We start from the raw sequence: 24,508 nt of genomic DNA, 5'->3' as shown, positions 1-24,508 counted from the left end.
GTCCAAGGGGGGACCGATCCGTGCTGATATCGGTGTTCGTTGCTGCCATTTCCGTGGCGCTGTTCTGGATGGCGGCCTTCACGCTGTGGTGGCAGATGCACGCCTGGCGTACGCCCGAAACGCTCGCGGCCACCCGCTTCGACCGGCCCGACGGCGGTGTCGGGCTCTCCTTCTCGCTGCTGCTGCCCGCGCGGCACGAGCAGGCGGTCCTGGAGCACACCATCGAGCGGCTGCTGGAATCCAGCCACACCAACTACGAGGTCATCGTGATCGTCGGCCACGACGACCCGGAGACCACCGCGGTCGCCGAGCGCATGGCCGAGCGCGATCCGCTCCGGGTGCGGGTCATCACCGACACCCACGAGAAGAAGAACAAGCCGAAGGCCCTCAACACCGCGCTGCCGCACTGCCGCGGCGACATCGTCGGCGTCTTCGACGCCGAGGACCAGGTCCACCCCGAACTGCTCGCGCATGTCGACCACGCGTTCACCTCGACCGGCGCGGATGTCGTGCAGGGCGGTGTGCAGCTGATCAACTTCCACTCCAGCTGGTACAGCCTGCGCAACTGCCTGGAGTACTTCTTCTGGTTCCGCAGCCGGCTCCATCTGCACGCGCAGAAAGGTTTCATCCCGCTGGGCGGCAACACCGTCTTCGTCCGCACCAAGGTGCTGCGCGAGGCGGACGGCTGGGATCCCAACTGCCTTGCCGAGGACTGCGACCTGGGCGTACGGCTCTCCTCCGCCGGCAAGAAGGTCGTCGTCGCCTACGACAGCGACATGGTCACCCGCGAGGAGACCCCCGGCACGCTGATGAGCCTGCTCAAACAGCGCACCCGCTGGAACCAGGGCTTCCTTCAGGTCTACCGGAAGAAGGACTGGAAGCAACTCCCGGGCTTCGGGCAGCGGTTGCTCGCCCGCTACACCCTGATGACACCGTTCCTCCAGGCGTTCTCCGGAGTGATCATCCCGGTCAACGTGGCCGTCGCGCTCTTTCTCGACGTACCGGTCGGCATCGCCATCGTGACCTTCCTGCCGCTGATCACGGCCATGGTCACCTTTGTCTTCGAGATCGTCGGACTGCACGACTTCGGCAAGCAGTACGGCCTTCGCGTCCGCTTCGTGCACTACCTCAAGCTCATCGTCGGCGGCCCCTTCTACCAGGTCCTGCTGGCCGGCGCGGCGATGCGCGCGGTCTGGCGGGAGCAGCGGGGACGCAACGAGTGGGAGCTGACCAGTCATGTCGGCGCGCATCTCTCCGAGATCCGAGAGGACGTCCACCGGTGACCACCACGCTGCCTCCGGCGCCCGACACGGACACCGCCACCGCCACCACCGACACCGCGGCCGCCGAAACGCCCGCTCCGGCGGTGACGCCCGTCCACATACGGCCCGTCATACGCTTCCGCAGCTCCCGGCCCGATCTGCTGCTCTGCCTCGGGCTGCTTGCCGTGATCCTGCTCGTCCAGGGCTGGAACATCACCCACTTCCCGACCCTCAGCGACGACGAAGGCACGTATCTCGCGCAGGCCTGGGCGGTCCAGCAGGGCGACGGGCTCGCGCACTACACGTACTGGTACGACCATCCGCCGCTCGGCTGGATCCAGATCGCCGGACTCACCTGGATCCCCTCGCTCATCGCGCCCGAATCCATGACGGTCGCGTCGATGCGCTTTGCGATGCTGCTGGTCAGCGCGGCATGCGCGGTGCTGCTGTACGTACTGGCGCGCCGGCTGTTCCTGCCGCGGTGGTCCGCGGCGCTCGCGATGCTGCTCTTCGGGCTCTCGCCGCTCTCCGTCGTCCTGCAACGGGAGATCTTCCTCGACAACATCGCGGTGATGTGGATGCTGCTGGCGTTCTGCCTGGCTGCGTCGCCGAGCCGGCATCTGTGGCACCACTTCGGGGCCGGGCTCGCGGCGGCGACGGCCGTGCTCACCAAGGAGACGATGCTGGTGGTGCTGCCGGCACTGCTGGTGACGATGTGGCGGCACAGCCACCGGGACACCCGTAAGTTCGCGGTGACCGGAGCGATCACGGCGTGCGCGCTGATCGGTCTTTCGTATCCGCTGTACGCGCTCCTCAACAACGAGCTGTTCTCCGGAGCGGGGCATGTCTCGCTGATCGACGGGATCACGTACCAGATGGGCCGCGAGGGCTCGGGCTCCATCTTCGACGCGGGCTCCGGTTCGCACGGCGTCTTCCAGTCCTGGCTGTACTACGACCGGGTGCTGCCGCTGGGCGGACTCGCGGGCGCGGCGCTGCTGCTGCTGACCCTGCGCTGGTCGGTCACGGCGAGGGCGCTCGCGGGCCCGGCGCTGGCGGTCGCGATCCTGGCGGTGGTCGCGATGCGTCCGTCGGGATATCTGCCGGCGATGTATGTGATCCAGGCGCTCCCGTTCCTGGCGCTGGTGCTGGCGGGAGGAGCGGCGAGCGTCGCGCACGCGGTGCTGCGGCGTGGCTGGGGGCCGGGCCGCGACGAGAGTCGGATTGTCACCAGGGTCCGGTGGGGCGTGGCCACAGCGTTGGCCATCGGCGCGGCCGCGTACGTCGTGCCCCACTGGTACGCCGGCAACCGCGACGCCCTCACCGTCGACGCCAACGGGCCCTACCGCTCCGCCGCCGTCTGGATGCAGGACGAGATAGCCGACCCCCGGTCCACTCGCGTCCTCGTCGACGACGCCCTCTGGCTCGACCTGGTGCACGACGGATTCAAGCCCGGCACCGGGGCCATCTGGTTCTACAAGGCCGACCTCGACCCGGCCGTGACCAAGACGATGCCCCGCGGCTGGCGGGACATCGACTACGTGGTGTCGTCGCCGACCGTCCGGCGCGACGCCGTCGACCTGCCCAACGTCAAGGCCGCCCTTGAGCATTCGACCGCCGTCGCCGTCTTCGGCGAGGGCGAGGACCGGATCGAGATACGCCGGATCACCGGAGGCGCACGATGACCACACCCCGTACCGGTGCCGAAGAACTCGGCGATCCGGAGTTCACCGCCGCCCAGCGAGGTCCTGTCCGGTCGATCAGGCCGGATGAGCGAGCGGGGTCTGGGATGGTGCATCGCAAGGCGGAGGAAGGAGCCGACGCGGAGCGTCGGCGACTGACGACAACGCGGCGAGGTGCCGTGCCAGGGCAGGTGAGCCCGGCAAGATCGACCGGACAAGACCTGGCCGAGCCCGGCGCCGTCACCGTCATCATCCCGACGTTCAACGAGTCCGCGAACATACGGGAGTTGCTGCACCGGCTCACCGAGTCCGTGCCTTCGCGGCTGCCCTGCGAGGTCGTGTTCGTCGACGACTCCACGGACGACACCCCCGAGGTGATCCGCGCCGCGGTGCAGGACTGCCCCTTCCCGGTCGCCGTGCTGCACCGCGAGACCCCGGTCGGCGGGCTCGGCGGCGCGGTCGTCGAGGGCCTGCGGACCGCGGGATCCGACTGGATCGTCGTCATGGACGCCGACCTCCAGCATCCGCCCGCGCTGGTGCCCGAACTCGTGGCTGCGGGCGAGCGGTCGGGCGCGGATCTCGTCGTCGCAAGCCGCTACATCCGCGGCGGCAGCCGTGCCGGTCTCGCCGGCGGCTACCGCATCGCCGTCTCGCGCGGCGCGACCTGGCTGACGAAGGCGCTCTTCCCGCGCAGACTGCGCGGCATCAGCGACCCGATGAGCGGGTTCTTCGCGATCCGGCGCAGCGTGGTGACCGCCGAGCTGCTCAAGCCGCTCGGCTACAAGATCCTGCTGGAACTGGCGGTGCGCTGCCGTCCGGAGACGGTCGCGGAGGTTCCGTTCGTCTTCCAGGACAGGTTCGCGGGCGAGTCCAAGTCGACGGCGAAGGAAGGCATCCGGTTCCTCGGGCATCTGTCCGGGCTGCGGACCTCCTCGCCGCTGGCACGGATGGTGGCGTTCGGTCTGATCGGGCTCACCGGTTTTCTGCCGAACCTGCTCGGGCTGCATCTGCTGACGGCCGCCGGAATGCACTATCTCCCGGCCGAGGTGGTGGCCAATCAGTTCGGCGTCGTATGGAACTTCCTGCTCATCGAGGTGCTGCTGTTCCGCGACCGCCGCGGGCACCGGCACTGGGCGGACCGGGTGGGACGGTTCGCGCTGCTCGCCAACGCCGATCTGCTGCTGCGGATTCCGCTGATCGCGCTCTTTGTGGGGCGGATGGACATGGCGGTGCTGCCGGCGACGGCGCTGGCGCTGCTGACGACGTTCGTCCTGCGGTTCGCGGCGACGGAGGCGCTGGTGTACCTGCCCCGGAAGTCGCGCAAGCCGGGCTCGCGCGTGCGCAGCGCCCGCACCTGACGGGAGACGTCGGGCACGTACGAGCCGCACGGGCCGTACGAGCCGCACGACCGCACGAGCCGCACGGGCCACTCACGTGGCTGCACGAGAGAGGAACACGCCATGGCACCACCCATCCGAGCCCGCCGCAGGCGCTTCGGTGCCCTCATGGCCGTCGGAAGCATGGCCGCCGCACTGCTGATCACCGCACCCCACCCCGCGTCCGCCGGAGTCAATCTCATCGTCAACCCCGGCTTCGAGCAGGCCGGTTCCGGCGACATGCCGGCCTGCTGGAAGAAGTCCGGCTGGGGCGACAACGACTTCACCTTCGAGACCGTCGCCGACGCGCACTCCGGATCCGCCGCGATGAAGGTCTCGCTGAGCCGCCGCGTCGACGGCGACCGCAAGGCCCTGATCACCGAGGACACCACCTGCGCGCCGACGGTTCAGCCGGAGAGCCAGTACGACCTCTCGTTCTGGTACAAGAGCACCACTCCCGACACCGCCGTCACGCTCTTCCGGCACGACGCGGTGGCCGGCTGGCAGTACTGGACCGACCTCAAGACCCTGCCGATGAGCGGGAGTTACGAGCGCGTCGAGGTCCGTACGCCCGCGGTGCCGCCCGGCACCGACCGGATCAGCTGGGGCGTGTCGGTGTACGGCACCGGTTCGGTGACCACCGACGACTACGTCATGGAGGAGGTCGCCGCGCCCGCTCCCGACCCGGTGTGCACGGGCACGCCCGAGGAGTGCGCCAAGGGCCGCTGGGACGTGCTGCCGGTGCAGAACCCGGTGCGCTCCATGCACTCCGTGGTCCTGCACAACGGCAAGGTCCTGGTGATCGCGGGCTCAGGCAACGACGAGGCGCTGTTCGAGGCGGGCACCTTCACCTCGGCCGTGTACGACCCGGCGACCGGCGACTTCCGTACGATCCCGACACCCGTCGACATGTTCTGCGCCGGCCATGTGCAGCTCCAGGACGGCAAGGTCCTGGTGATGAGCGGCAACAAGGGCTATCCGTCCGCCGACGGCACGATCGGCTACCAGGGCCTGAAGGACTCGTACGTCTTCGACCCGGCGACCGAGACGTACACGAAGACCAACGACATGAACGGCGGACACTGGTATCCGTCGGCGACGATCCTCGGCAACGGCGACGTCATCTCCTTCGGCGGTCTGAAGGAGGACTCGACGGGCAATGTGACCGCCGAGAAGTTCTCCGCCGCGCAGAACAAGTGGCTGCCGATGAACGAGGTCAACCAGACCTGGTCGTACTGGGGCCTGTATCCGTCGATGATCCTGATGCAGGACGGCCGGCTCTTCTACTCCGGCAGCCATGTCTTCGGCAACGGCACCCAGGGCAGCGGCGCGTCGATCTACGACTACACCGCCAACACCATCACCGATGTGCCCGGCCTGCAGAACAAGGACCAGCGCGACGAGTCGGCGAGCGTGCTGCTGCCGCCGGCCCAGGACCAGCGGGTGCTGACGATCGGCGGCGGCAACAACGAGACCAACCCGGCCGCCAACCGCCTCACCGACATCATCGACCTCAAGGTCCCCAACCCGGCGTATGTGCACGGCCCGTTGCTGCCGCAGGGCGAGGTCGACCAGGGCCAGGGCAGGCGGCCGCAGACGGGCGCCGAGGGCAAGATGTTCGTCTCCGCGGTGCTGCTGCCGGACGGCAAGGTGCTGGAGACCGGCGGCGGTCTGCACGACCGGGCCGACCCGGTGTACGAGGCGTCGTTCTTCGACCCGGTGACCAACACGTACGAGGCGGGGCTGGCGACCGACCCGATCCCGCGCACGTACCACTCCGGCTCCTTCCTGCTGCCGGACGGCCGGGTGATGTCGGTCGGCGACAACCCGGGCAACGGCACGTACAACCACAATGTGTCGGTCTACACGCCGCCGTATCTCCTCAAGGGTCCGCGGCCGCAGATCACTTCGGTGATCGACGGGCAGTGGACCTACGGTGACACGCAGCGGATCACCGTGAACCGGCCGATCGCCAAGGCGGAGCTGATCCGCCCGGCCGCGGTCACCCACTCGTCCGACCCGAACCAGCGGTTCGTGGATCTGCCGATGACGGTCGACGGCAACAACATCGACCTCAATGTCACCAGCAATCCGAATCTGGCGCCGCCCGGCTGGTACATGCTCTTCGCGGTCGACGCGAACGGCATCCCGTCGGTGGCGCAGTGGGTGCACCTCGGCGGACCGGCGGCGTCGGCCGCGGACGCACCCTCCGCGCATGTCCACGACTTCGCGGACGCTCCGGCGAAGGCTCCCAAGAAGGCGCAGAAGAAGCGGAGTTCGGCCCCGGTGAGCCCGACGATCGCGGGCTGCGACCGGCACTACGGGTCGGCGGGCGTGTGCGTCCCGACGGTGTTCCCGAAGGAGGTGCAGGCGACGACGGCGGCGAGGTGCGCGTGGCTGTCGGCGCACGACTACGGGCGGCTGAAGGTGAACGGGAAGGACGACCCGCTGCGGCTCGACCCGAACAGGGACGGACTCGCCTGCGGGAAGGGAGACGGGCTGAGGTAGTGGCCGGCGGCCTCGCCTCCAGACGCTGACCGGGCCTGCGGCGGAGCCCCGGTTACAGGCGCAGCCCGTTCTGGATCGTCGACAGCCCGTGGTCCACGAGTTCGATCAGGTCGTCCTCGTGGTCCCGCGCGGCCCAGTACAGCATGACCTCGCGCAGCGCACCGAGCACCGCCGCCGTGAGGACCCGCACTTCCAGGTCGTCGTGGTCGCGGCCGGTGCGGTCCGCCAGCGCGCGGACCAGCAGCTCCGACGTCGTGGACATCGTCTCCGTCATCCGCGCGCGGACCGCCGGGACTTCGACCATCAGCCTGGTGCGCTGGACGACCTCGTCGCGCTCCTCTTGGATGAACGTCGCGAGGCTCTGGGTCAGCACCTTGCGGAGCGACTCCAGCGGGTCCTCGTCCGCCGGCCTGGCCCGGAGTTCCGACTCCATGATCGGGTCGTAATCGTCCGTGAGGACGATGTCCTCCTTGGTCGGGAAGTAGCGGAAGACGGTGGACGGCGAGACCTCCGCCGCCTCCGCGATCTGCTCGACGGTGGTCGCCTCGTACCCCTGCTCGGCGATCAGCCGGTACGTCGCCCGGCGGATCGCGATCCGCGTCTTGAGCTTCTTGCGCTCGCGCAGGCCCGGCCGCGGCTGCGACGTGGCGAGGGCGTCGCCCGGGGAGGGACGTGTGGTGGCGGCCATGTCCGTCATTGTCCTGCATCGACGTGCGCCGGAACCACGTCCTCACGGTCGCTCGCGGCGGGCCTGTGGTTCGGCAGCAGCGCCGTGACCAGCGGCGAAATCGCGAGCCCGGCAGAAAGTGAATGTAGCTTTCAAAAGGTGGTTACTGTCAGTGAAAGGAGCATGCGATCGGCGCGCGAACGCCGAACGGCCCGCGGCAAGGGCCGCGGGCCGCTCGGTGAGGGGCTCCGAGATGGCTATCCGTGCTGGTAGGCCACCAGGGAGATGCCGACGTAGTGCACAACGAACGCCGCCAGCGTGAAGGAGTGGAAGACCTCGTGGAAGCCGAACCACCGCGGCGACGGGTTCGGCCGCTTGATGCCGTAGATCACGCCGCCCGCGCTGTAGAGCAGCCCGCCGACGATCACGCAGACGAGCACCGCGATGCCGCCGGTCCGCATGAAGTCCGGCAGAAAGAAGACCGCCGCCCAGCCCATCGCGATGTAGCACGGCGTGTAGAGCCAGCGCGGCGCGCCGACCCAGAACACCCGGAACGCGATACCCGCGGCCGCTGCCGCCCAGACCGCCCACAGCAGCGGCCGGCCGGTGGAGCCGGGCAGCAGGAGCATCGTCAGCGGGGTGTACGTGCCCGCGATGATCAGAAAGATATTGGCGTGATCGAGACGCCGCAGGATCGCTTCCCCGCGCGGGCCCCAGTTGCCGCGGTGATAGATCGCGCTCACGCCGAACAGCAGGCACGCGGTGAAGACATAGATCGCGCAGGCCACACGGGCGCGGGTGGAGTCGGCGAGCGCGGTGAGCACCAGCCCGGCGACCAGCACGGCGGGAAACATTCCGGCGTGCAGCCAGCCGCGCAACCGTGGTTTGTGCGGGGGCTGTTCTATCTCTGTCACTTCGGGCGCGGCAGACGTCATGCGTGGATGGTACCTACGGAACCGTAGGTAACGGATGCGTCTTCGCGCCTGCCTGCGGATGTTTCCTGGCGTTCGTGTGACCCCGGCCCGAGCGGTCCCCGTGCGGGGCCCGATGGCGGCACCGGGCGGGTCCCGAGTTGCGCTTTGAGTGGCGATGCTCACGTGAGACGCCCTCTGGACATATGCGCGGACGCCACCGATGATCAGATGAGTGCGGTCGGCACCGGATGAGCGCCAGAAGATCAAGCAGTGAAGCATCCGGGTCGCAGCCCCCACGGGGCAATAACCTACAAAACCCCTCATTTAGGAGCGATCGTGGCGCGCGACATCGCGGCTCCCAGCACCGTCCCCACCAACCACCAGGAACTGATCTCCTGGGTCGACGAGATCGCAGCAATCACGGAGCCGGACAGCGTCGTCTGGTGTGACGGATCCGAGGCCGAGTACGAGCGCCTGTGCGAGGAGCTCGTCGCCAAGGGAACGTTCAAGAAGCTGGACCCGATCAAGCGCCCGAACTCCTACTACGCCGCCTCCGACCCGACCGATGTCGCCCGGGTCGAGGACCGTACCTTCATCTGCTCCGAGAAGGAGGCGGACGCGGGCCCCACGAACCACTGGAAGGCCCCGGCCGAGATGAAGGACATCTTCGCCGGCGAGAAGGGCATCTTCCGCGGCTCGATGCGCGGCCGGACGATGTACGTCGTGCCGTTCTGCATGGGCCCGCTCGGCTCGGAGCTCTCCGCCATCGGCGTCGAGATCACCGACTCCGCGTACGTCGCGGTCTCCATGCGCACGATGACCCGCATGGGACAGCCGGTCCTCGACGAGCTCGGCTCCGACGGCTTCTTCGTCAAGGCCGTCCACACGCTCGGCGCCCCGCTCGCCGAGGGTGAGGCCGATGTGCCGTGGCCCTGCAACTCGACCAAGTACATCTCGCACTTCCCGGAGACCCGCGAGATCTGGTCGTACGGCTCCGGCTACGGCGGCAACGCGCTGCTCGGCAAGAAGTGCTACGCGCTGCGCATCGCCTCCGTCATGGCCCGCGACGAAGGCTGGCTCGCCGAGCACATGCTGATCCTCAAGCTGACGCCGCCGCAGGGCGAGTCGAAGTACGTCGCGGCCGCGTTCCCGTCCGCGTGCGGCAAGACCAACCTCGCGATGCTCGAGCCCACGATCTCCGGCTGGACCGTGGAGACGATCGGCGACGACATCGCGTGGATGCGGTTCGGCGAGGACGGCCGGCTGTACGCGATCAACCCGGAGGCCGGTTTCTTCGGCGTCGCGCCCGGCACCGGCGAGCACACCAACGCCAACGCCATGAAGACCCTGTGGGGCAACTCCGTCTTCACCAATGTCGCGCTCACCGACGACGGCGACATCTGGTGGGAGGGCATGACCGAGGAGACCCCTGCGCACCTGACGGACTGGAAGGGCAACGACTGGAGCCCGGCGTCCGAGACGCCGGCGGCCCACCCGAACGCCCGCTTCACCGTTCCCGCCTCGCAGTGCCCGATCATCGCGCCGGAGTGGGAGGACCCGAAGGGCGTGCCGATCTCGGCGATCCTCTTCGGCGGCCGCCGCGCCACCGCGGTCCCGCTGGTGACCGAGTCCTTCGACTGGAACCACGGTGTGTTCCTCGGCGCGAACGTCGCCTCCGAGAAGACCGCCGCGGCCGAGGGCAAGGTCGGCGAGCTGCGCCGCGACCCGTTCGCGATGCTGCCGTTCTGCGGCTACAACATGGGCGACTACATGGGCCACTGGGTCGATGTCGCCAAGGGCAAGGACCAGTCGAAGCTGCCCAAGATCTACTACGTGAACTGGTTCCGCAAGAACGACGCGGGCAAGTTCGTCTGGCCCGGCTTCGGCGAGAACAGCCGCGTCCTGAAGTGGATCGTGGAGCGTCTGGAGGGCAAGGCGGAAGGCGTCGAGACCCCGATCGGCATCCTGCCGACGCGGGACGCGCTCGACACGAAGGGCCTCGAACTGCCCGAGGAGGACCTCGACTTCCTGCTCAAGGTCGACAAGGAGGTCTGGCGCGAGGAGGCGGCGCTGGTCCCCGACCACCTCAACACCTTCGGCGACCACACGCCGAAGGAGCTGTGGGACGAGTACCGCGCACTGGTCGAGCGCCTCGGCTAGTCCCGGCGCACTCAATCGTCGCGGCGGGCCGAACCGACAGCCGCCCTGACCTGTGGGGTCCCACAGGCCCGCCGCGTCCCGGCCCCCGAGAGCCCCCTCACGGCTCCCGGGGGCCGGACCCTTTTTTGCGCCTAAACCGGCGCCGCTCTCGCGGAGGTGGCTGGCCGCCGTGGGGGTTCCTCAATTGATGGTTGCGCCCACTCTCGCTACGAGTTCCGTTGGCGGTCCTCCAGATAGCGCGTGTGCGTCTGCTGGCGGCGGGACTCCGCCTCCCGCAGGGCCGCCGCGATCGTGTCCGCCTCAGTGAAGAGCACGCCGAGCTGCCGCTCCAGATGGCGTTCCGGCGGTTCCGTGCCCGGGGTCAGACGGGTCCACCAGCGGGTGCGGGTGTAGGTGTCGACTGATTCCGGAATGTCCTGGCGGATCGTCCGGGACAGCGAGTACACCGCCTCCGGGTCGGTCGCGAGCGCGTCGGCGACCCAGCCGGGCTCCAGCAGCGCGGCCAGCAGGGCGTCCAGCTCGGTGAGTCTGCCCGAAGCGGCGGGCGGCAGTTCCACCTCGCCGAGGTAGTCGTGGAGCTTCGCGAAGTCGGCGCGCAGTTCGTCGAGGCGGCTCGCCGGGTCGGGGAAGTCGGGCGCGGCGGGACGTTCGGGCGGGGCGATCAGCGCGCCCGCGCCGTACAGGCCCGCGATGACGAACGGCCAGTACGCGCCCGCGAGTCCGGTGAAGGTGAGCGCGAGCCCGACGAGTCCCAGCGCGCTGCCGGTGAGGTTCTTGCGGGACTCGAGATACCCGAGGGCCCTGCTACTGGTAGCCACGGATCTCCTCGAACGCGCCGTCCAGCGTGCCCCTCGTCGCGTCGAAGAGCCGCCCGCCCGTGAGCGTGGCGATCTGCTCCAGCTGCGCGCGGTCGGAGTCGCCGAAGAGGATGGAGAAGACGGGAGTGTGCCGGCGGTCGGCCGGCAGCCCGTTGTAGAAGGCCTCGAAGGCGGCGGAGGACTTGCCCGTGGTGTTCTCGCCGTCCGTCATCAGCACCACCGACGTGAACGTCTTCGCCGGATCCGCCCCGCCGAGCCGCCGGTACGCCTCCTCCAGGCTGCTGTAGATCGCCGTCTCGCCCGACGCGGTCAGCGCACGGGCGTCGGCGCGGATCGCGGCGTGCGCGGCGGCGGGGTCCGCCGGGTCGACCGTGTGCGTACGGACCTGCTTGACCGCGGAGCCGAACGGCATCAGCGTCACCTCCTCCCGGTCCCGGAAGTCCTCCGTCAGCTCGCTCAGCGCGGCCTTGAGCCGCTCGAGGCGCTGCCCCTTCATCGAGCCGGAGGTGTCGAGGACGTACACCGTGCGGGACGGCCGGCGGAGCTTGTTCTCGTACGCGTCGAGCAGCCCGTCGGCGACGGACCGTGTGCCCGGGAACGGCAGTTCGCGCCGGGTCCCGGTCTCCAGCGCGGCGGCGGGCCGCACGCCCGCGACGACCGGGCGGCGCAGCGTCTTCTCGGTGATCTCGCGCTGTGCGTCGACCCCGCGCAGATACTCGGTCAGCCTCCGCCCGGCCTCACGGGCCTTCTGCGGAGCGGAGTTGAGGAGCGTGAACGGGTAGTCGGCGGTGACGACGCCGTCCTTGGGCCGGATGACGACGAGGCTGCCGGGCCTCTCGCGGTTCATGGACATGAGGACGGACTCGTAGTTGATGAGCGCGTCCACGGTGCCGCGCCGCGCGTACGCGGTGGCGAGCCAGCCGGAGGAACCGGAGGTGAGCTGCTGCCCGGCGAAGAACTCCTTGAGCTTCGGAGTCGCCTTGCTGACATCGGCGTCGGTGAGGGCGGCCTGGGCGCCGGAGAGCCCGGAGGCGACGGAAATCAGCGCGGAGAAGCCGGAGTTGGAGCGCACCGGGTCCGTCATCCCGTAGGTGAGCTTCTTGTCGGCGACGGCCCGGTGGACCTGGGTCCAGGTGACCTGGTCCGGCTGCCAGCCGAGCCGCGTGACGGTCTCGCGCCTCACGCCGAGGGCGACGGGAGAGGCCATCACCGGAGTCTCGCTGCTGATCTTCTTCGCGACGCCGGGCCGCAGCCTCAGATAGTCGTTCGACGACAGCCAGACGGCGTCGTACGCCCCGTCCGCCTTCCCGGACTCGATCTGCTCGACGGCATCGAGCGTCCCGCTCCAGGTGGCCTTCACGGTGATCCCGGTGGCGTCCCGCGCGGCGTCGAACACGGGCTGCATGTCGGCGAGTTCGCTGGACGCGAGGACCCGGAGGGTGACGGGCGGGTTGTTCCCGCCGTTCCTGCCGGAGTTGTTGTCCGGGTCACCGCCGCCGGACGTGCAGGCGGCGGTGAGCAGCGCGAGGCCGCCCGCCAGGGCGATCAGGGAACGTCTCACAGCGCACCGCCCTCGAGCGCGCTCTTCGTCCTGGTCCGCTCCAAGTACCCGCTCGCCGCGCGCAGTTCCCCGGCCAGTGACTCCACCGTCGCCGCCATCGACTCCGTCGCCTGCACCTTGTACGTGTCGATCGCGTCCAGCGTCCGGTAGATCTGCTGGAACGCCGTCCGCAGCGTCTCCGCGCCCACCGCCGGATCCGCCGCGATGCGCTGGATCTCACCGCTCTGGGTGGCGAGCATCTCCGCGTTGCCGCGGATCAGGTCCTCCGTCGTGGAGCGCAGCACATTCACCTGCTCCGTCACCCTGCGCTGGCTCTCCAGCGCCGACGCCAGCATCACCGCGATCCGCAGCGCCGAGACCGTTGTCGTCGCCGCACGGTCGACGCCCTTGATCAGTTCCTCGTTGTTGCGGCGTACGACGTCCATCGCCAGATACCCCTGCGCGCACACCGCCAGCTGGGTCAGCAGGTCCTGGTGCTTCTGCCGCACGGGGAACAGCACATCCGCGCGCAGCGCGTCCGCCTGTGCCGGATCGGCCGCGGCCGCCGAGGCGATGCGCTGCTCGATCGCGCCGTCCAGCGCCTCGGTGAGCACCGCGTACTCCTGGAGCTTGCCCATCGTCTCCCACAGCCGGGTTCGCTCGATGTGCAGCGCGGCGTTGTCGCGGCGGAGTTCGTCCTGGCCGCCGCGGAGCGAGCCCACGATCTTGTTGAGCGCCGACTGCGAGGACGCGTACTTCGCGACATGGTCCCGGAGCCTGTTCCCGCCGGGCAGCTTCGACAGCAGCCGCCGCGCACCCTTTCCCGGAGTGTCCCGCGGGTCCAGGTCATCGACCGTGCGCCGCAGTTCGACGAGCGACGATCCGACGCGGGACTGCGCGTCCTCGCCGCCGCCGGACAGCGAGCGCACGGTGCGCTCCAGCATCCGGTTGGACTGCTGCCCGGCGCTGCGGATCTCACCGGACCCGAGCGCCGCGATCTCGCCGATACGGGTCGCGAACTCCGGCGAGCGCGCGTCGAGTCCCGCCAGCGACGAGACGTAGTCGGTGGCGCGGCGCGTCATCTCGTCTCGTACGGAGTCGTCCAGCGGCACCAGACCGGACGCCTGCTCGGTGCGGACGGGCGGGACCGGCTCCGGTGGAGTCAGCACCAGCGCATCCGCGGTGTGCTCTGTCATTCTCGTCCCCCTAGGACTTCGTCCGCTGCGCCATCGCGTGCAGCACTGCGGCGGTCGGCACGGGCGCCTGGCGGACGCCGGTCAGCTTCTGGTTGAGGAAGGCGCTGTGCAGCGCGGTCGCGGCGGTGAACTCGGCGGCCGCCCCCTGCGGCCGGAAGCCGTGCCGTACGGCCAGCTCCCGCAACTGCTTGTCGGAGCCGAGCAGTTCGCCGAGCTCGCGGCCGTTCTCGGTGAGCGGTACGAGCGTGTGGTCGCTGGAGACCGTGGTGTCCGGGTAGAGGACGACCAGGTCGCCCACGTCCTGGCCCTGTATCAGCAGCGAAGCCACCTGCGACTCGTACACCAGGACCAGCGGGTTGCCGACGCCGCTGATGAAGTCCCGGAACGGCGCGTCGGTGCTGGTCTGCTGCGCGCCCTGGACGCTGATCAGCTTCTTCATCAGCGGCGCGGTACGGGCGACGGCCGCGTTGCCGTCGGCGACCTTGCCGCCGTCGGCGACGTACGAGGCGGCGGCCAGATACAGCGCCCCGGAGTTGGAGGCGACGGGATCGGTGCTCGTGATGAACAGCGTCCCCGTCAGCTCGGCATGCCCGCCGGCGCCCTTGAGCTGCTGCCAGGTCCGGTCCGCCTTCGCGGCCTCGAGATAGGGCCCCATGAGGAGCGTTCCGGACTGGTCACTGAGTTTGGCGAGCCCGTTGTCGGCGAGCACCTTGGCGGCGCCGCGGTGCGCGACGACGACGAGCGGCGAGTAGAAGGGGCGGATCGGCCCGCCCTGGATCTTCGACTTCCCGCGCAGCTCGTCGGCCGGCGCCTTGGACGACGGAAAGGCGAAGTCCTGCTGCTCCAGGGGCAGTTCCTCCATGGCCCAGGAGCCGGACGTCTCCGTCTTCACGGTGAATCCCTTGGCAGCAAGGGCCTCCACCACCAGTGGATCGGAGAAGAACTCCGCCTTCTCGGATCCGATCACTCCTCGCACGGTCTTCGTTGCCGTGCCCTGGTCCTGGCTCTCGCGGCCTGCGACGACGGCTGCTGCCACTCCGCCGATCAGCAGCACCGCCAGGACGATTCCTACGATGCGTCTCACAGTGAGGAGAGTGCTCGCGGAATCCCACGTTCCGGGTGGAGTTCGGTGTACGGGGAGTGAAGGAGCGATCCCAGTACGCAACCGGAATCAGCCACTCTTGGATAGCGCGTCCCGCGTATGGGTGGCACCCGGTCCACATGCCTCCGCGGCCGTGGACCGGGGCCGTCAGAGGGCGCCGACCGGGCGGAGTTCGGCCAGGGCGGCGGTGTGGGCGTCCATCCGCTCGGCGGAGAGGATCGCGACCGCGGTGTCCGCGCGGGAGGCCGCGACGACAAGGGCGCGGCCGGCCAGGGCGTGGGCGCGGTGGTGGAGTGCGGCGGGGTCGGAATCGCTCAGCGCCGCGTGGCGGACCGGAGGTGCGCCGCGCAGGCGGGCGACCTGGGCCGCGATGCGCTCGGCGGCCTCGTCGAGGCCGAGCTCGTCGGTGACGGCGAGCAGCGCGGAGAGGTGGCCGGCGAGCTGGATGTCCAGCTCTTCCTCGCGCGTGCGGTGCGGGTACGGGGCGTCGTCGGTCAGCGTGTGGACAGACCTGGTGCGGATCGGCTCGTACATGGGGATGGCCTCCTGCTCACTGTCAGGAGACCATCCTAGCTTGGATTCCGTCTAAAGTTGAGTCGGATCCGGAAAGAGGGCGCTACGGCTGGCTGTAGCCGTCCAGGAAGTTCCCGATCCGCGTCACCGCGTCCGCCAGATCCTTCGCCGCGGGCAGCGTCACGATCCGGAAGTGATCGGGCTCCGGCCAGTTGAAGCCCGTCCCGTGCACGACCATGATCTTCTCGGCGCGCAGCAGATCGAGCACCATCTGGCGGTCGTCCTTGACCTTGTAGACGTTGGGGTCGAGGCGCGGGAACAGATACAGCGCGCCCTTCGGCTTCACGCAGGTCACGCCCGGGATCTGGGTGAGCAGGTCGTACGCCACGTCCCGCTGCTCCAGGATCCGGCCGCCCGGCAGCACCAGGTCCTCGATCGACTGCCGGCCGTTCAGGGCGGTGGCCACGGCGTGCTGCGACGGCATGTTCGCGCACAGCCGCATATTGGCGAGGATGGTCAGGCCCTCGATGTACGAGGAGGCATGGGTCTTCGGACCGCAGACCGCCATCCAGCCGGAGCGGTATCCGGCCACCCGGTAGTTCTTCGACAGCCCGTTGAAGGTCAGGACCATCAGGTCGGGCGCGATGGCGGCGGTCGGGGTGTGCGTGGCGCCGTCGTAGAGGATCTTGTCGTAGATCTCGTCGGAGCAGACGACGAGATTGTGCCGGCGGGCGATCTCCGTGAGACCGCGCAGCATCTCGTCGTCGTACACCGCGCCCGTGGGATTGTTCGGGTTGATGATCACGATCGCCTTGGTGCGGTCGGTGATCTTCCGCTCGATGTCGGCGAGATCGGGCATCCAGTCGGCCTGCTCGTCGCACCGGTAGTGCACGGCGGTCCCGCCGGCCAGCGACACGGAAGCGGTCCACAGCGGATAGTCCGGCGCCGGTACGAGCACCTCGTCGCCGTCGTCGAGCAGCGCCTGCATCGACATCTGGATCAGCTCGGAGACGCCGTTGCCGAGGTAGATGTCCTCGACGTCCAGGTCGATGCCCTTGGTCTGGTAGTGCTGCATCACCGCACGCCGCGCGGACAGCAGCCCCTTCGCGTCGCCGTAGCCGTGCGCGTCGCCGAGATTCCGGAGGATGTCCTCAAGAATCTCGGGCGGGCACTCGAACCCGAAGGCTGCGGGGTTCCCGGTGTTGAGCTTGAGGATGCGGTGCCCTGCTGCCTCCAGCCGCATGGCCTCCTCGAGGACCGGGCCCCGGATTTCGTAACAGACGTTGGCGAGCTTCGTCGACTGGATCACCTGCATGTCCGCGAGCTTACGGGCGCGTAAAGCTGATCGCTTCGTGTTTTCAGCCACGGGGTGGGCGTGGGCGCGGGGCGGGAATGTCCGCTTTGGTGCATCCGGCCGGTGGGAGAGGCGCCGGCCCTTCGAATGCGCGGCCCGGGAGGCGTGAGACCTGCGGTTCGGTCGGCGGGCGAGGAGATGGTGTTGTCCACGTCACGCCGACCGGATTGTGGACGGCGAGGGGCGCGGCGCGGGTGCGGCGGGTGCGGTAGCCGGTCGGCTGCCGCACCCGGGTCCCGGATCCCGGCCGTCCGGTGCCGCTCCGGTCAGCTCCCCAGCTTCTCGAGCACCCGCCGCGCCGTGTCCGTGCTCGACTGCGGGTTCTGGCCCGTGATCAGGTTGCCGTCCTCGACGACCTTGCTCGTCCAGGCCGGTGCGGTGTCCAGTACCGCGCCGCGCTCACGCAGCCGGGACTCGACGAAGTACGGCGTGTTGTCGCCGAGTCCGCCCTGGCGTTCCTCCTCGTCCGTGAAGGACGTCAGTGTGCGGCCGGTGAACGTGAACGTGCCGTCGCTGTCGGTGGCGCTGAGCAGGGCGGCCAGTCCGTGGCACAGGGCGGCGACGACCTTGCCCCGGGCGTTCGCCGTGTTGAGCAGGCGTCCGAGGTCCGGGTCCTCGGCCAGGTCCGCCATCGGCGCGTGGCCGCCGGGGATGTAGAGCGCGTCGTAGTCGTCGGCGGAGACATCGGCCAGCGCGAGCGGGTGGGCCAGCTCGCCGGCGATCGAGTCGAGGTAGGCGCGGAACTCCTTGGCGTCCGCCGCGGCGACGCCGCCGCGCTCGTCGAGGCTGATCGCGTCCACCGTGGGGCGCACCCCGCCCGGCGTTGCGACGACGACCTCGGCTCCGGCCTCGCGCAGCACCTTGTGCGAGGCGGCCACTTCCTCTGCCCAGTAGCCGGCGGGATGGGGCGTGCCGTCCGCCAGCTTGAGGGTGTCTGCACCGGAAATGACCATCAGGATCTTCGCCATGACGGGCCTGCTCTTCCTTGAAGTGGGTGACTGCGTTCGCTCGGGTCAACAGCAGCGTCCTTCAGGAATCTTCCGACACCTTGCCTTGTTCCATAAGAATTCTTATGGAAGGGGGCTTGTATGCCGAGCCTGGATCTGCTTGCGACATTTCTCGAGGTCTGGCGCACCGGCTCCCTCACCGCCGCCGCGGAGCGTCTCGGCGTGACCCAGCCGGCCGTCAGCGGACAGCTCGCGCGGCTGGAGGAACAGGTCGGTGAGCCGTTGTTCGTACGTTCCCGCAAGGGCGTCGTGCCCACCGCGCGGGCCGCCGATCTCGCGGCCCGGATCGGCGGGCACGTCGACGGACTGCGCCAGGCGATGAGTCCGGTCGGCGACACCCCCGAGCTGCGGGGCACCATCCGTATCGGCGGCCCCGCCGAGCTGATCACGGCACGGGTGATCCCGGCGCTCGCCGCACTGTCCAACCGCAGCCTGCAGATCCATACGACACTCGGTCTCGCCCATGACCTGCTGTCCGCGCTCGCCGAGGCCCGGCTGGACCTGGTCGTCGCCGCCGTACGTCCGGTCCACAAGTCCCTGCTCGCCACGCCTCTCGCCGACGAGGAGTTCTTCCTCGTCGGCACCCCGAGCATGGCGCAGGGCATCGACCGCGCCCGGCTCGCGGACGACCCGGTGGGCGCGCTGGCCCATCTGCCCCTGGTCGCGTACGCCGAGGATCTGCCGATCGTGCGCCGCTACTGGCGCAGCGAGTTCGGGCGCCGTCCCGCCAACCGCACCGCCCTTGTCGTGCCGGACCTGCGCGCCGTGCTCGCCGCGGTGATCGCGGGAGCGGGCGTCTCGGTGCTGCCGCGCTATCTCGTCGATCCGGCTCTGGCGGCCGGTTCGGTCGAGCGGCTCCACGAACCGGAGGTGCCGCCGCTCAACACCCTCTACCTGGCGACCCAACGGGGTGGTCTGAGCAACCCCGCCGTCGCCCATGTGCACGATCACCTGCTGCAACGGGCCCGCGGATGGGACGCGTTGTAGGGCCTCGTCCCCAGGGCACAGCAGAGCGGCCCGTCCGGCGGGGGACACCGGACGGGCCGCGGTACAAGGGACTACAGCCGAACTACCAGCGGCTCGTCTCGCCGAAGAAGTCCTCGATCTCGACCGCCTCGCCCGACTCCTTCGCCGTACGGAACACATGCAGGCCGACCGCCAGGTCCAGCACACCCAGGCCGAACGGCGAGAAGATCACCGGCTTGTCCCTGCCGACGCTCACCTCACCCTTCACCACCTGCGCGAGCGTGCCGGTGATGAAGTCGCGGCCGCCGTACTTCTGTTCCGCGAGGTGCGGAGACGTGTTGGCCTTCAGGCAGTGGTCGATGTCGTCGAGGATGTTGTACGCGCCGTCGATCAGCTCTGGGCCGATGTCCCGCAGCGAGATGTTGAGCACCACCTGGCCCGGCGCGAACGACTCCGGGTCGGTGATGTACGGCTCCGCCGCGGTGGTCGCCAGGACCACCACGTCCGCGTCCTTGAGTGCCGCGGCGAGGGAGGGCTCCGTCGCCGACGGGTAGCTCAGTGACTCGGTGGCGTACGACGCCAGAGCGGCGCCGTACGTCTCGGACTTGTCGTGGACCGTGACGGAATCGACCGTCCAGTCACGGGACTTGAAGAACTCCAGGATGTTGCGCGCGATGATTCCCGCGCCCACCACCGTCAGCTTCCCGGCCGTACGGCCACCCGTGAGCTGTTCCGCGGCCAGCACCGCCGACGCCGCCGTGCGGGCCGCGCTGATCTGTGAGGCCTCCAGGCAGGCGAACGGGTAGCCCGTCTCGTAGTCGTTGAGCAGCAGCGCCGCCGACGCACGCGGGATGCCGCGCTCGATGTTGGCCGGGAAGCTGCTGATCCACTTGATGCCGGAGACATCGGCGCTGCCGCCGAGGTGCGCCGGGAGCGCGATGATCCGCGCGTCCGGCTTCTGAGGGAAGCGGAGGAAGTAGCTGTCGGGGTTCACCGAGTCGCCCGCGTGGTGGGCGAGATAGGTGTCGCGCACCACGTCGACGATCTGCGGGCGGGACGCGCCGATGATCTCGCGGGCCGTCTTGCCGCCGATGACGCTGAACTCGTACATGTCGTGTGATCCTCGGGTCTCAGTGCCAGGTCTCGGTGTCAGGTTCAGTGGTTGACGAGCGTGGTGCGGTGCGCGGTGGCCGGCTGCGGGGACTGCGGCGCGGTCTCCGGCTCCTCGCCGTGCGACAGCTGCGGGATCCACTTCAGCCAGCGCGGCAGATACCAGTTGGACTCACCGAGCAGCGCCATCACGGCCGGCAGCAGGATCGCCCGTACGAGCGTGGCGTCGAGGAAGACCGCGACGGCCAGGCCGATGCCGAGCTGCTTGAAGTCCTGCATCGACAGCGTGCCGAAGACCGCGAAGACGGCAACCATGATCATGCCCGCGCTGGTGACGACTCCGGCGGTGGAGCGGATGCCGTGCGCGACGGCCTTGATGTTGTCCGCGCCGCGGTCGTGGGCCTCACGGATCCGGGAGACCACGAAGACGTGGTAGTCCATGGACAGGCCGAACAGCACCACGAAGACGAACAGCGGCATCCAGGACTCGATCGCGCCGACCGCCGTCGTGCCGACCAGTTCGTCGCCCCAGCCCTTCTGGAAGACCGCGGTCATCACGCCGTACGCGGCCGCCACCGACAGCAGGTTGAGGACGATCGCGGTGATCGCGACGACCACCGAGCGGAAGCAGAGCAGCATCAGCAGGAAGCTGACGCCCATGACGAAGGCGAAGACTGGCACGATGCTGGACTTCAGCTGGTCGTTGTAGTCGGTCGAGAAGGCCAGATCGCCGCCGACCGGAGCGTCGGCACCCGAAGTCTTCGTCAGCGTCGCCGGGATGATGTCCGCGCGCAGCGACTCCAGCGCCTTCACCGAGGTCGCGCCCCGCCCGTCACCGGCCAGCGGCGCGTTGATGACCGCGATGTTCTCGTCCTTGTGGACGGTGACCTCGATCGGGTTCAGGACCTGCTTGGAGGCGAGGGCCTGCTTCTTGAACTCCTCGATCGCCTGCGTCGATGCCGCCGACCCGATGTCGGACGCCTTGTAGACGATCTGCGCCGGAGCCGGCGCGCCCGGGAACGACTTCTCGATCTGCTGAGCCGTCGTCACCATCGCGTTGTCGGCGGGCAGCAGCTGGTCGAAGCCCAGCTTCTCGGTCTTCATGGACAGCGCGGGCGCGGCGAGCGCCAGCAGCCCGGCGATGCCGATCACGGCGAAGAGCGCGGGCACCTTCAGCACGGCGCCGAGCAGCTTGCCCGGGCGCTCGTTCTCGCTGCGCACCCGCGCCTTGCGGCGCAGGCCCGGGATGCGGCCGAGCTCGACCTTGTCGCCGAGCATCGCCATCACTGCGGGCAGCACCGTCATGGAGCCGAGCACCGCGATCAGCACGACCTCGATGGTGGCGATGGCGAAGCCCTCGAAGACGGTCAGTCCGGAGAAGAACATGCCGGCCATGGCGACCGCGACGGTCAGGCCGGAGATCAGCACCGAACGGCCCGAGGTCGCGGCCGCGATGCGCAGCGCGGTCGCCTTGTCGCGGCCCGCCGCGCGCTCCTCGCGCTCACGCCGGATGTAGAAGAGGCAGTAGTCGACGCCGACGGCCAGACCCATCAGCAGCATCACCGAGTTGGTCATCGCGTCGACCGGGACCAGCTGGCTGGAGAGCGCGAGCAGGCCCATCGCCGCGACACAGGCGGTGATCGCCAGCACCAGCGGCAGTACGGCGGCGAGCAGCGCGCCGAAGACCACCAGCAGGATGCCGAGCGCGACCGGCACGGCGGTGTACTCGGCGCGGGTGAAGTCCTTGCCGAGCGAGTCGTTGATGCCCTTCAGGCCGCTGGCCGCGCCGTACTCGCCGAGCGTGACGGCCGCGTGGGCATCGTCCGTCTTCGCGAGCGCGTCGATGACCGGCGCGATGCGGTCGGCCGCGGTGTCCGGGTCGCCCTTCACCGAGAACTGGATCAGCGCGTCGTGCTTGTCCATCGAGATGGCGCCGGTCTTGTACGGGTCGCCGATCTTCTCGGCCAGGCCCGTGCCGTTGACCGCGGTGATCGCGTCGGTGACGGCCTTGCGGAAGTCCGGGCTGGTCGCGGTCAGTTCGTCGCTGTGGACGAGCACCATCTCGGCCGCCGGCGTACGGATGTCGGCGTCGACGAGGATCCGGGCCGCGCGGCCCGACTCGCCGGTGCCGTAGTCGGCCTCGGTCAGATTCTGCTGTCCGGCCATGCCGCCCAGCACCGTGAGCGCGATGACGGCGAAGAGCCACCCGAAGACCGCGGTCTTGCGGTGCCGGGCGCTCCAGCCTCCCAGTGAAGCCGCCAGATTGCGTTGTCTCGCCATTACCTCTCCCGATGAGGACGTTTCAGGACGTGGGGGTTCGTGAGGGTGTGCAGGACTGTTCTGCAACGTCATTCAGCGTAGAGAAATACAAAGGTCAACGCGGGTCCCGGAACTGGCAGTTCAGTGCCGCTGCAGCATCCTGCCAACCCCTCGTTGCAGGAACCTGCACCGGCAATCTTCGGACATCGGGAATGTGAGCCTTCCGGCCATCGGGCCGGTTACGTTCAATTCCCGTCGAAAGATTCACCGAATTCCAAGAAGGGGGGAAGGCGTGAATACCGCGATCGAGGCCGAAGGCCTGACGAAGCAGTACGGCAGCCATCGCGCCCTGGGCGGCGTGGACCTGTCGGTCCGGGCCGGCACGGTGCTCGGTCTGCTCGGGCCCAACGGCGCGGGCAAGACCACCACGGTCAGAATGCTCGCCACCCTGCTCGAACCGGACGGCGGCTCCGCGCGCGTCGCCGGATACGACATCGTCGGGCAGCAGCGCGAGGTCAGACGGCGCATCGGCCTCGCCGGTCAGTACGCGGCCGTCGACGAACTGCTCACCGGCCGGGAGAACCTGGTGCTGCTGGGCCGGCTGCTGCGGCTCGGCCGCAAGGGAGCCAGGGCACGCGCCGCCGAACTCCTCACACAGTTCGAGCTGGAGGCAGCCGCCGACAAGCCCGCCAAGGAGTACTCCGGCGGCATGCGGCGCCGGCTCGACCTCGCCACCTGTCTGATCGCCTCGCCCGAGGTGCTCTTCCTCGACGAGCCGACCACCGGACTCGACCCGGCCAGCCGGGCGACGCTGTGGCGGATGGTCCAGGAGCAGGTCGACCGCGGTGTGACCGTGCTGCTCACCACCCAGTACCTCGAAGAGGCCGACTTCCTCGCCGACCGGATCCTGGTCATCGACCGCGGTCAGGTCATCGCCGAAGGCACCTCCGACGAGCTGAAGCGGAAGGTCGGCGGCGAGCGCCTGGAGGTCTCCGTCCCCGACGCGGCCTCGCTCTCCGCGGCCGTCTCCGCGCTCACTCCGCTCGCGCTCCAGCCGCCGCAGCTGGACGAGCGCCAGCGCACCGTCTCCGTACAACTGCCGGACGGCATGGGCGCAGTGGCCTCGGCCGCGACAGCGCTGGAGTACTCGGGCATCGCCGTCGAGGAGTTCGCACTCCGCCGGCCCTCGCTCGACGACGTCTTCTTCCACCTCACGGGAGAGGTCACCGCAGAGACCACGCACGCCAAGGAAAAGGAAGCGGAGGCCGCACGATGAGCACGGCGCTCACCCACGGCAGCGATGTCCTGGCCCTCACCGGCCGCCATCTGCGCCATCTGCGCCGCACCCCGGAGAAGATCATCGGAGTGGCGCTCACACCGGTCGCGATGGTGGTGATCCTCGGCTATCTCTTCGCCACCGTCGTCGAGGTCAAGAACAGCGGCGGCGCCTACCGCGAATACATCATGGCCGGCGTCTTCGCCCAGGTCGGGCTCTCCTGCATCGGCATCACCGCGATCGGGGTGGCCGGCGATCTCGGCAAGGGCCTGATCGACCGGTTCCGTTCGCTGCCGATGGGACGGGCGACCGTACTGGTCGGGCACACGCTCGCCGACCTGGTCACCGCCGCCATGAGCATTGCCGTCGTCGCCCTCACCGGGCTGCTGGTCGGCTGGCGGGTGCACGGCACGGTTGGGGAGACCGTCGCCGGATTCGCGCTGCTGCTGGTCTTCGCGTACGCCATGCTCTGGGTCGGCGCGCTGCTCGGCATGGTCATGCGCAACCTCGAGGCGATCAACGGCGTGGCCGCGCTGCTGCTGGTCCTCTTCTCTTTCCTTTCCAGCTCGTTCATGCCGCTCACCGGGCTGCCCGGCTGGCTGCGCGCGGCGGCCGAGTGGAATCCGGTCAGCGCCGTGTCCGAGGCCTGCCGCCAGCTGTGGGGGAACACCGGCGCCGCCACGTCCGGGAGCTACCCGGTGGAGCACCCGGTGATCGTCTCGCTGATCACTCTGAGCGTTCTCATAGCCGTTCTTGTACCGCTGAGCCTGCGTGTGTATCGCACGTCGGCCGCGCGATGAT

At 69.3% G+C, this 24,508-nt stretch carries 19 protein-coding genes; 8 read left to right on the top strand and 11 right to left on the bottom strand.

Annotated elements, in window-relative coordinates; translation table 11 throughout:
* Positions 1 to 20 precede the first annotated feature (20 nt).
* The 4 genes from ACH4YL_RS26460 (at position 21) to ACH4YL_RS26445 (ending at position 6,825) form a co-directional block, all read left to right on the top strand.
* Positions 21 to 1,283, top strand: a complete 1,263-nt coding sequence (locus ACH4YL_RS26460) for a glycosyltransferase (RefSeq protein ID WP_398509927.1) — start codon at positions 21 to 23, stop codon at positions 1,281 to 1,283.
* Entirely contained in the window at positions 1,280 to 2,944 is a 1,665-nt protein-coding gene (locus tag ACH4YL_RS26455) for an ArnT family glycosyltransferase (protein WP_398509926.1), read from the top strand. Before ACH4YL_RS26460 ends, ACH4YL_RS26455 begins: the two co-directional genes overlap by 4 nt.
* Before the next feature lie 188 nt (positions 2,945 to 3,132).
* On the top strand, positions 3,133 to 4,299 hold the full coding sequence (locus ACH4YL_RS26450) for a glycosyltransferase (RefSeq protein WP_398509925.1): 1,167 nt from the start codon (positions 3,133 to 3,135) through the stop codon (positions 4,297 to 4,299).
* A 162-nt stretch (positions 4,300 to 4,461) separates the two neighbouring features.
* Positions 4,462 to 6,825 carry a galactose oxidase-like domain-containing protein gene (locus ACH4YL_RS26445; protein WP_398510010.1) on the top strand — a complete coding sequence of 788 codons (2,364 nt, stop codon included), beginning with the start codon at positions 4,462 to 4,464 and terminating at the stop codon, positions 6,823 to 6,825.
* Positions 6,826 to 6,877: 52 nt separating this feature from the next.
* On the opposite strand, the gene ACH4YL_RS26440 is transcribed toward ACH4YL_RS26445, so the two are convergent.
* On the bottom strand, positions 6,878 to 7,513 hold the full coding sequence (locus ACH4YL_RS26440) for a TetR/AcrR family transcriptional regulator (RefSeq protein ID WP_398509924.1): 636 nt from the start codon (positions 7,511 to 7,513) through the stop codon (positions 6,878 to 6,880).
* A gap of 236 nt (positions 7,514 to 7,749) precedes the next feature.
* Positions 7,750 to 8,427 (bottom strand): hemolysin III family protein, encoded by a 678-nt coding sequence (locus ACH4YL_RS26435; RefSeq protein WP_398509923.1) that lies wholly within the window; start codon positions 8,425 to 8,427, stop codon positions 7,750 to 7,752.
* Between the two features lie 315 nt (positions 8,428 to 8,742).
* On the opposite strand from ACH4YL_RS26435, the gene ACH4YL_RS26430 reads away from it, so the two are divergent.
* On the top strand, positions 8,743 to 10,566 hold the full coding sequence (locus ACH4YL_RS26430) for a phosphoenolpyruvate carboxykinase (GTP) (protein WP_398509922.1): 1,824 nt from the start codon (positions 8,743 to 8,745) through the stop codon (positions 10,564 to 10,566).
* Between the two features lie 206 nt (positions 10,567 to 10,772).
* Here ACH4YL_RS26430 and ACH4YL_RS26425 read toward each other — a convergent pair whose 3' ends face one another.
* The 7 genes from ACH4YL_RS26425 to ACH4YL_RS26395 all read right to left on the bottom strand — a co-directional run bounded on the left by ACH4YL_RS26425 (position 10,773) and on the right by ACH4YL_RS26395 (position 18,057).
* Positions 10,773 to 11,384: a hypothetical protein gene (locus tag ACH4YL_RS26425; protein ID WP_398509921.1), complete on the bottom strand. Its 612-nt coding sequence runs from the start codon at positions 11,382 to 11,384 to the stop codon at positions 10,773 to 10,775.
* A complete protein-coding gene (locus tag ACH4YL_RS26420; RefSeq protein WP_398509920.1) occupies positions 11,371 to 12,945 on the bottom strand; it encodes a substrate-binding domain-containing protein in 1,575 nt (524 codons plus the stop codon). Before ACH4YL_RS26420 ends, ACH4YL_RS26425 begins: the two co-directional genes overlap by 14 nt.
* A complete protein-coding gene (locus ACH4YL_RS26415; RefSeq protein ID WP_398509919.1) occupies positions 12,942 to 14,120 on the bottom strand; it encodes a toxic anion resistance protein in 1,179 nt (392 codons plus the stop codon). Before ACH4YL_RS26415 ends, ACH4YL_RS26420 begins: the two co-directional genes overlap by 4 nt.
* A gap of 10 nt (positions 14,121 to 14,130) precedes the next feature.
* On the bottom strand, positions 14,131 to 15,204 hold the full coding sequence (locus ACH4YL_RS26410; RefSeq protein ID WP_398509918.1) for a hypothetical protein: 1,074 nt from the start codon (positions 15,202 to 15,204) through the stop codon (positions 14,131 to 14,133).
* Between the two features lie 165 nt (positions 15,205 to 15,369).
* Positions 15,370 to 15,756: a hypothetical protein gene (locus ACH4YL_RS26405; RefSeq protein WP_398509917.1), complete on the bottom strand. Its 387-nt coding sequence runs from the start codon at positions 15,754 to 15,756 to the stop codon at positions 15,370 to 15,372.
* An 82-nt stretch (positions 15,757 to 15,838) separates the two neighbouring features.
* Positions 15,839 to 17,050, bottom strand: a complete 1,212-nt coding sequence (locus ACH4YL_RS26400; RefSeq protein ID WP_398509916.1) for a pyridoxal phosphate-dependent aminotransferase — start codon at positions 17,048 to 17,050, stop codon at positions 15,839 to 15,841.
* Positions 17,051 to 17,355: 305 nt separating this feature from the next.
* On the bottom strand, positions 17,356 to 18,057 hold the full coding sequence (locus ACH4YL_RS26395; protein WP_398509915.1) for a type 1 glutamine amidotransferase domain-containing protein: 702 nt from the start codon (positions 18,055 to 18,057) through the stop codon (positions 17,356 to 17,358).
* Between the two features lie 120 nt (positions 18,058 to 18,177).
* Here ACH4YL_RS26395 and ACH4YL_RS26390 point away from each other — a divergent pair, with 120 nt between their 5' ends.
* The gene (locus ACH4YL_RS26390; protein ID WP_398509914.1) at positions 18,178 to 19,083 is read left to right on the top strand and encodes a LysR family transcriptional regulator; all 906 of its coding nucleotides are present in this window, start codon (positions 18,178 to 18,180) and stop codon (positions 19,081 to 19,083) included.
* Positions 19,084 to 19,165: 82 nt separating this feature from the next.
* Here the strand turns inward: ACH4YL_RS26390 and sbnB are convergent, their stop codons facing one another.
* The gene (gene sbnB / locus ACH4YL_RS26385; protein WP_398509913.1) at positions 19,166 to 20,173 is read right to left on the bottom strand and encodes a 2,3-diaminopropionate biosynthesis protein SbnB; all 1,008 of its coding nucleotides are present in this window, start codon (positions 20,171 to 20,173) and stop codon (positions 19,166 to 19,168) included.
* A 44-nt stretch (positions 20,174 to 20,217) separates the two neighbouring features.
* Entirely contained in the window at positions 20,218 to 22,452 is a 2,235-nt protein-coding gene (locus tag ACH4YL_RS26380; protein WP_398509912.1) for an MMPL family transporter, read from the bottom strand.
* 271 nt (positions 22,453 to 22,723) lie between these two features.
* On the opposite strand from ACH4YL_RS26380, the gene ACH4YL_RS26375 reads away from it, so the two are divergent.
* Both ACH4YL_RS26375 and ACH4YL_RS26370 read left to right on the top strand, forming a co-directional pair.
* On the top strand, positions 22,724 to 23,707 hold the full coding sequence (locus tag ACH4YL_RS26375) for an ATP-binding cassette domain-containing protein (RefSeq protein ID WP_398509911.1): 984 nt from the start codon (positions 22,724 to 22,726) through the stop codon (positions 23,705 to 23,707).
* On the top strand, positions 23,704 to 24,507 hold the full coding sequence (locus ACH4YL_RS26370; RefSeq protein WP_398509910.1) for an ABC transporter permease: 804 nt from the start codon (positions 23,704 to 23,706) through the stop codon (positions 24,505 to 24,507). Before ACH4YL_RS26375 ends, ACH4YL_RS26370 begins: the two co-directional genes overlap by 4 nt.
* Position 24,508: the final 1 nt, after the last annotated feature.

Source organism: Streptomyces sp. NPDC020681 (genome assembly GCF_044334895.1).
In the GTDB taxonomy this organism is placed as follows: domain Bacteria; phylum Actinomycetota; class Actinomycetes; order Streptomycetales; family Streptomycetaceae; genus Streptomyces.
This window is presented reverse-complemented; position numbering and strand designations above follow the sequence as displayed.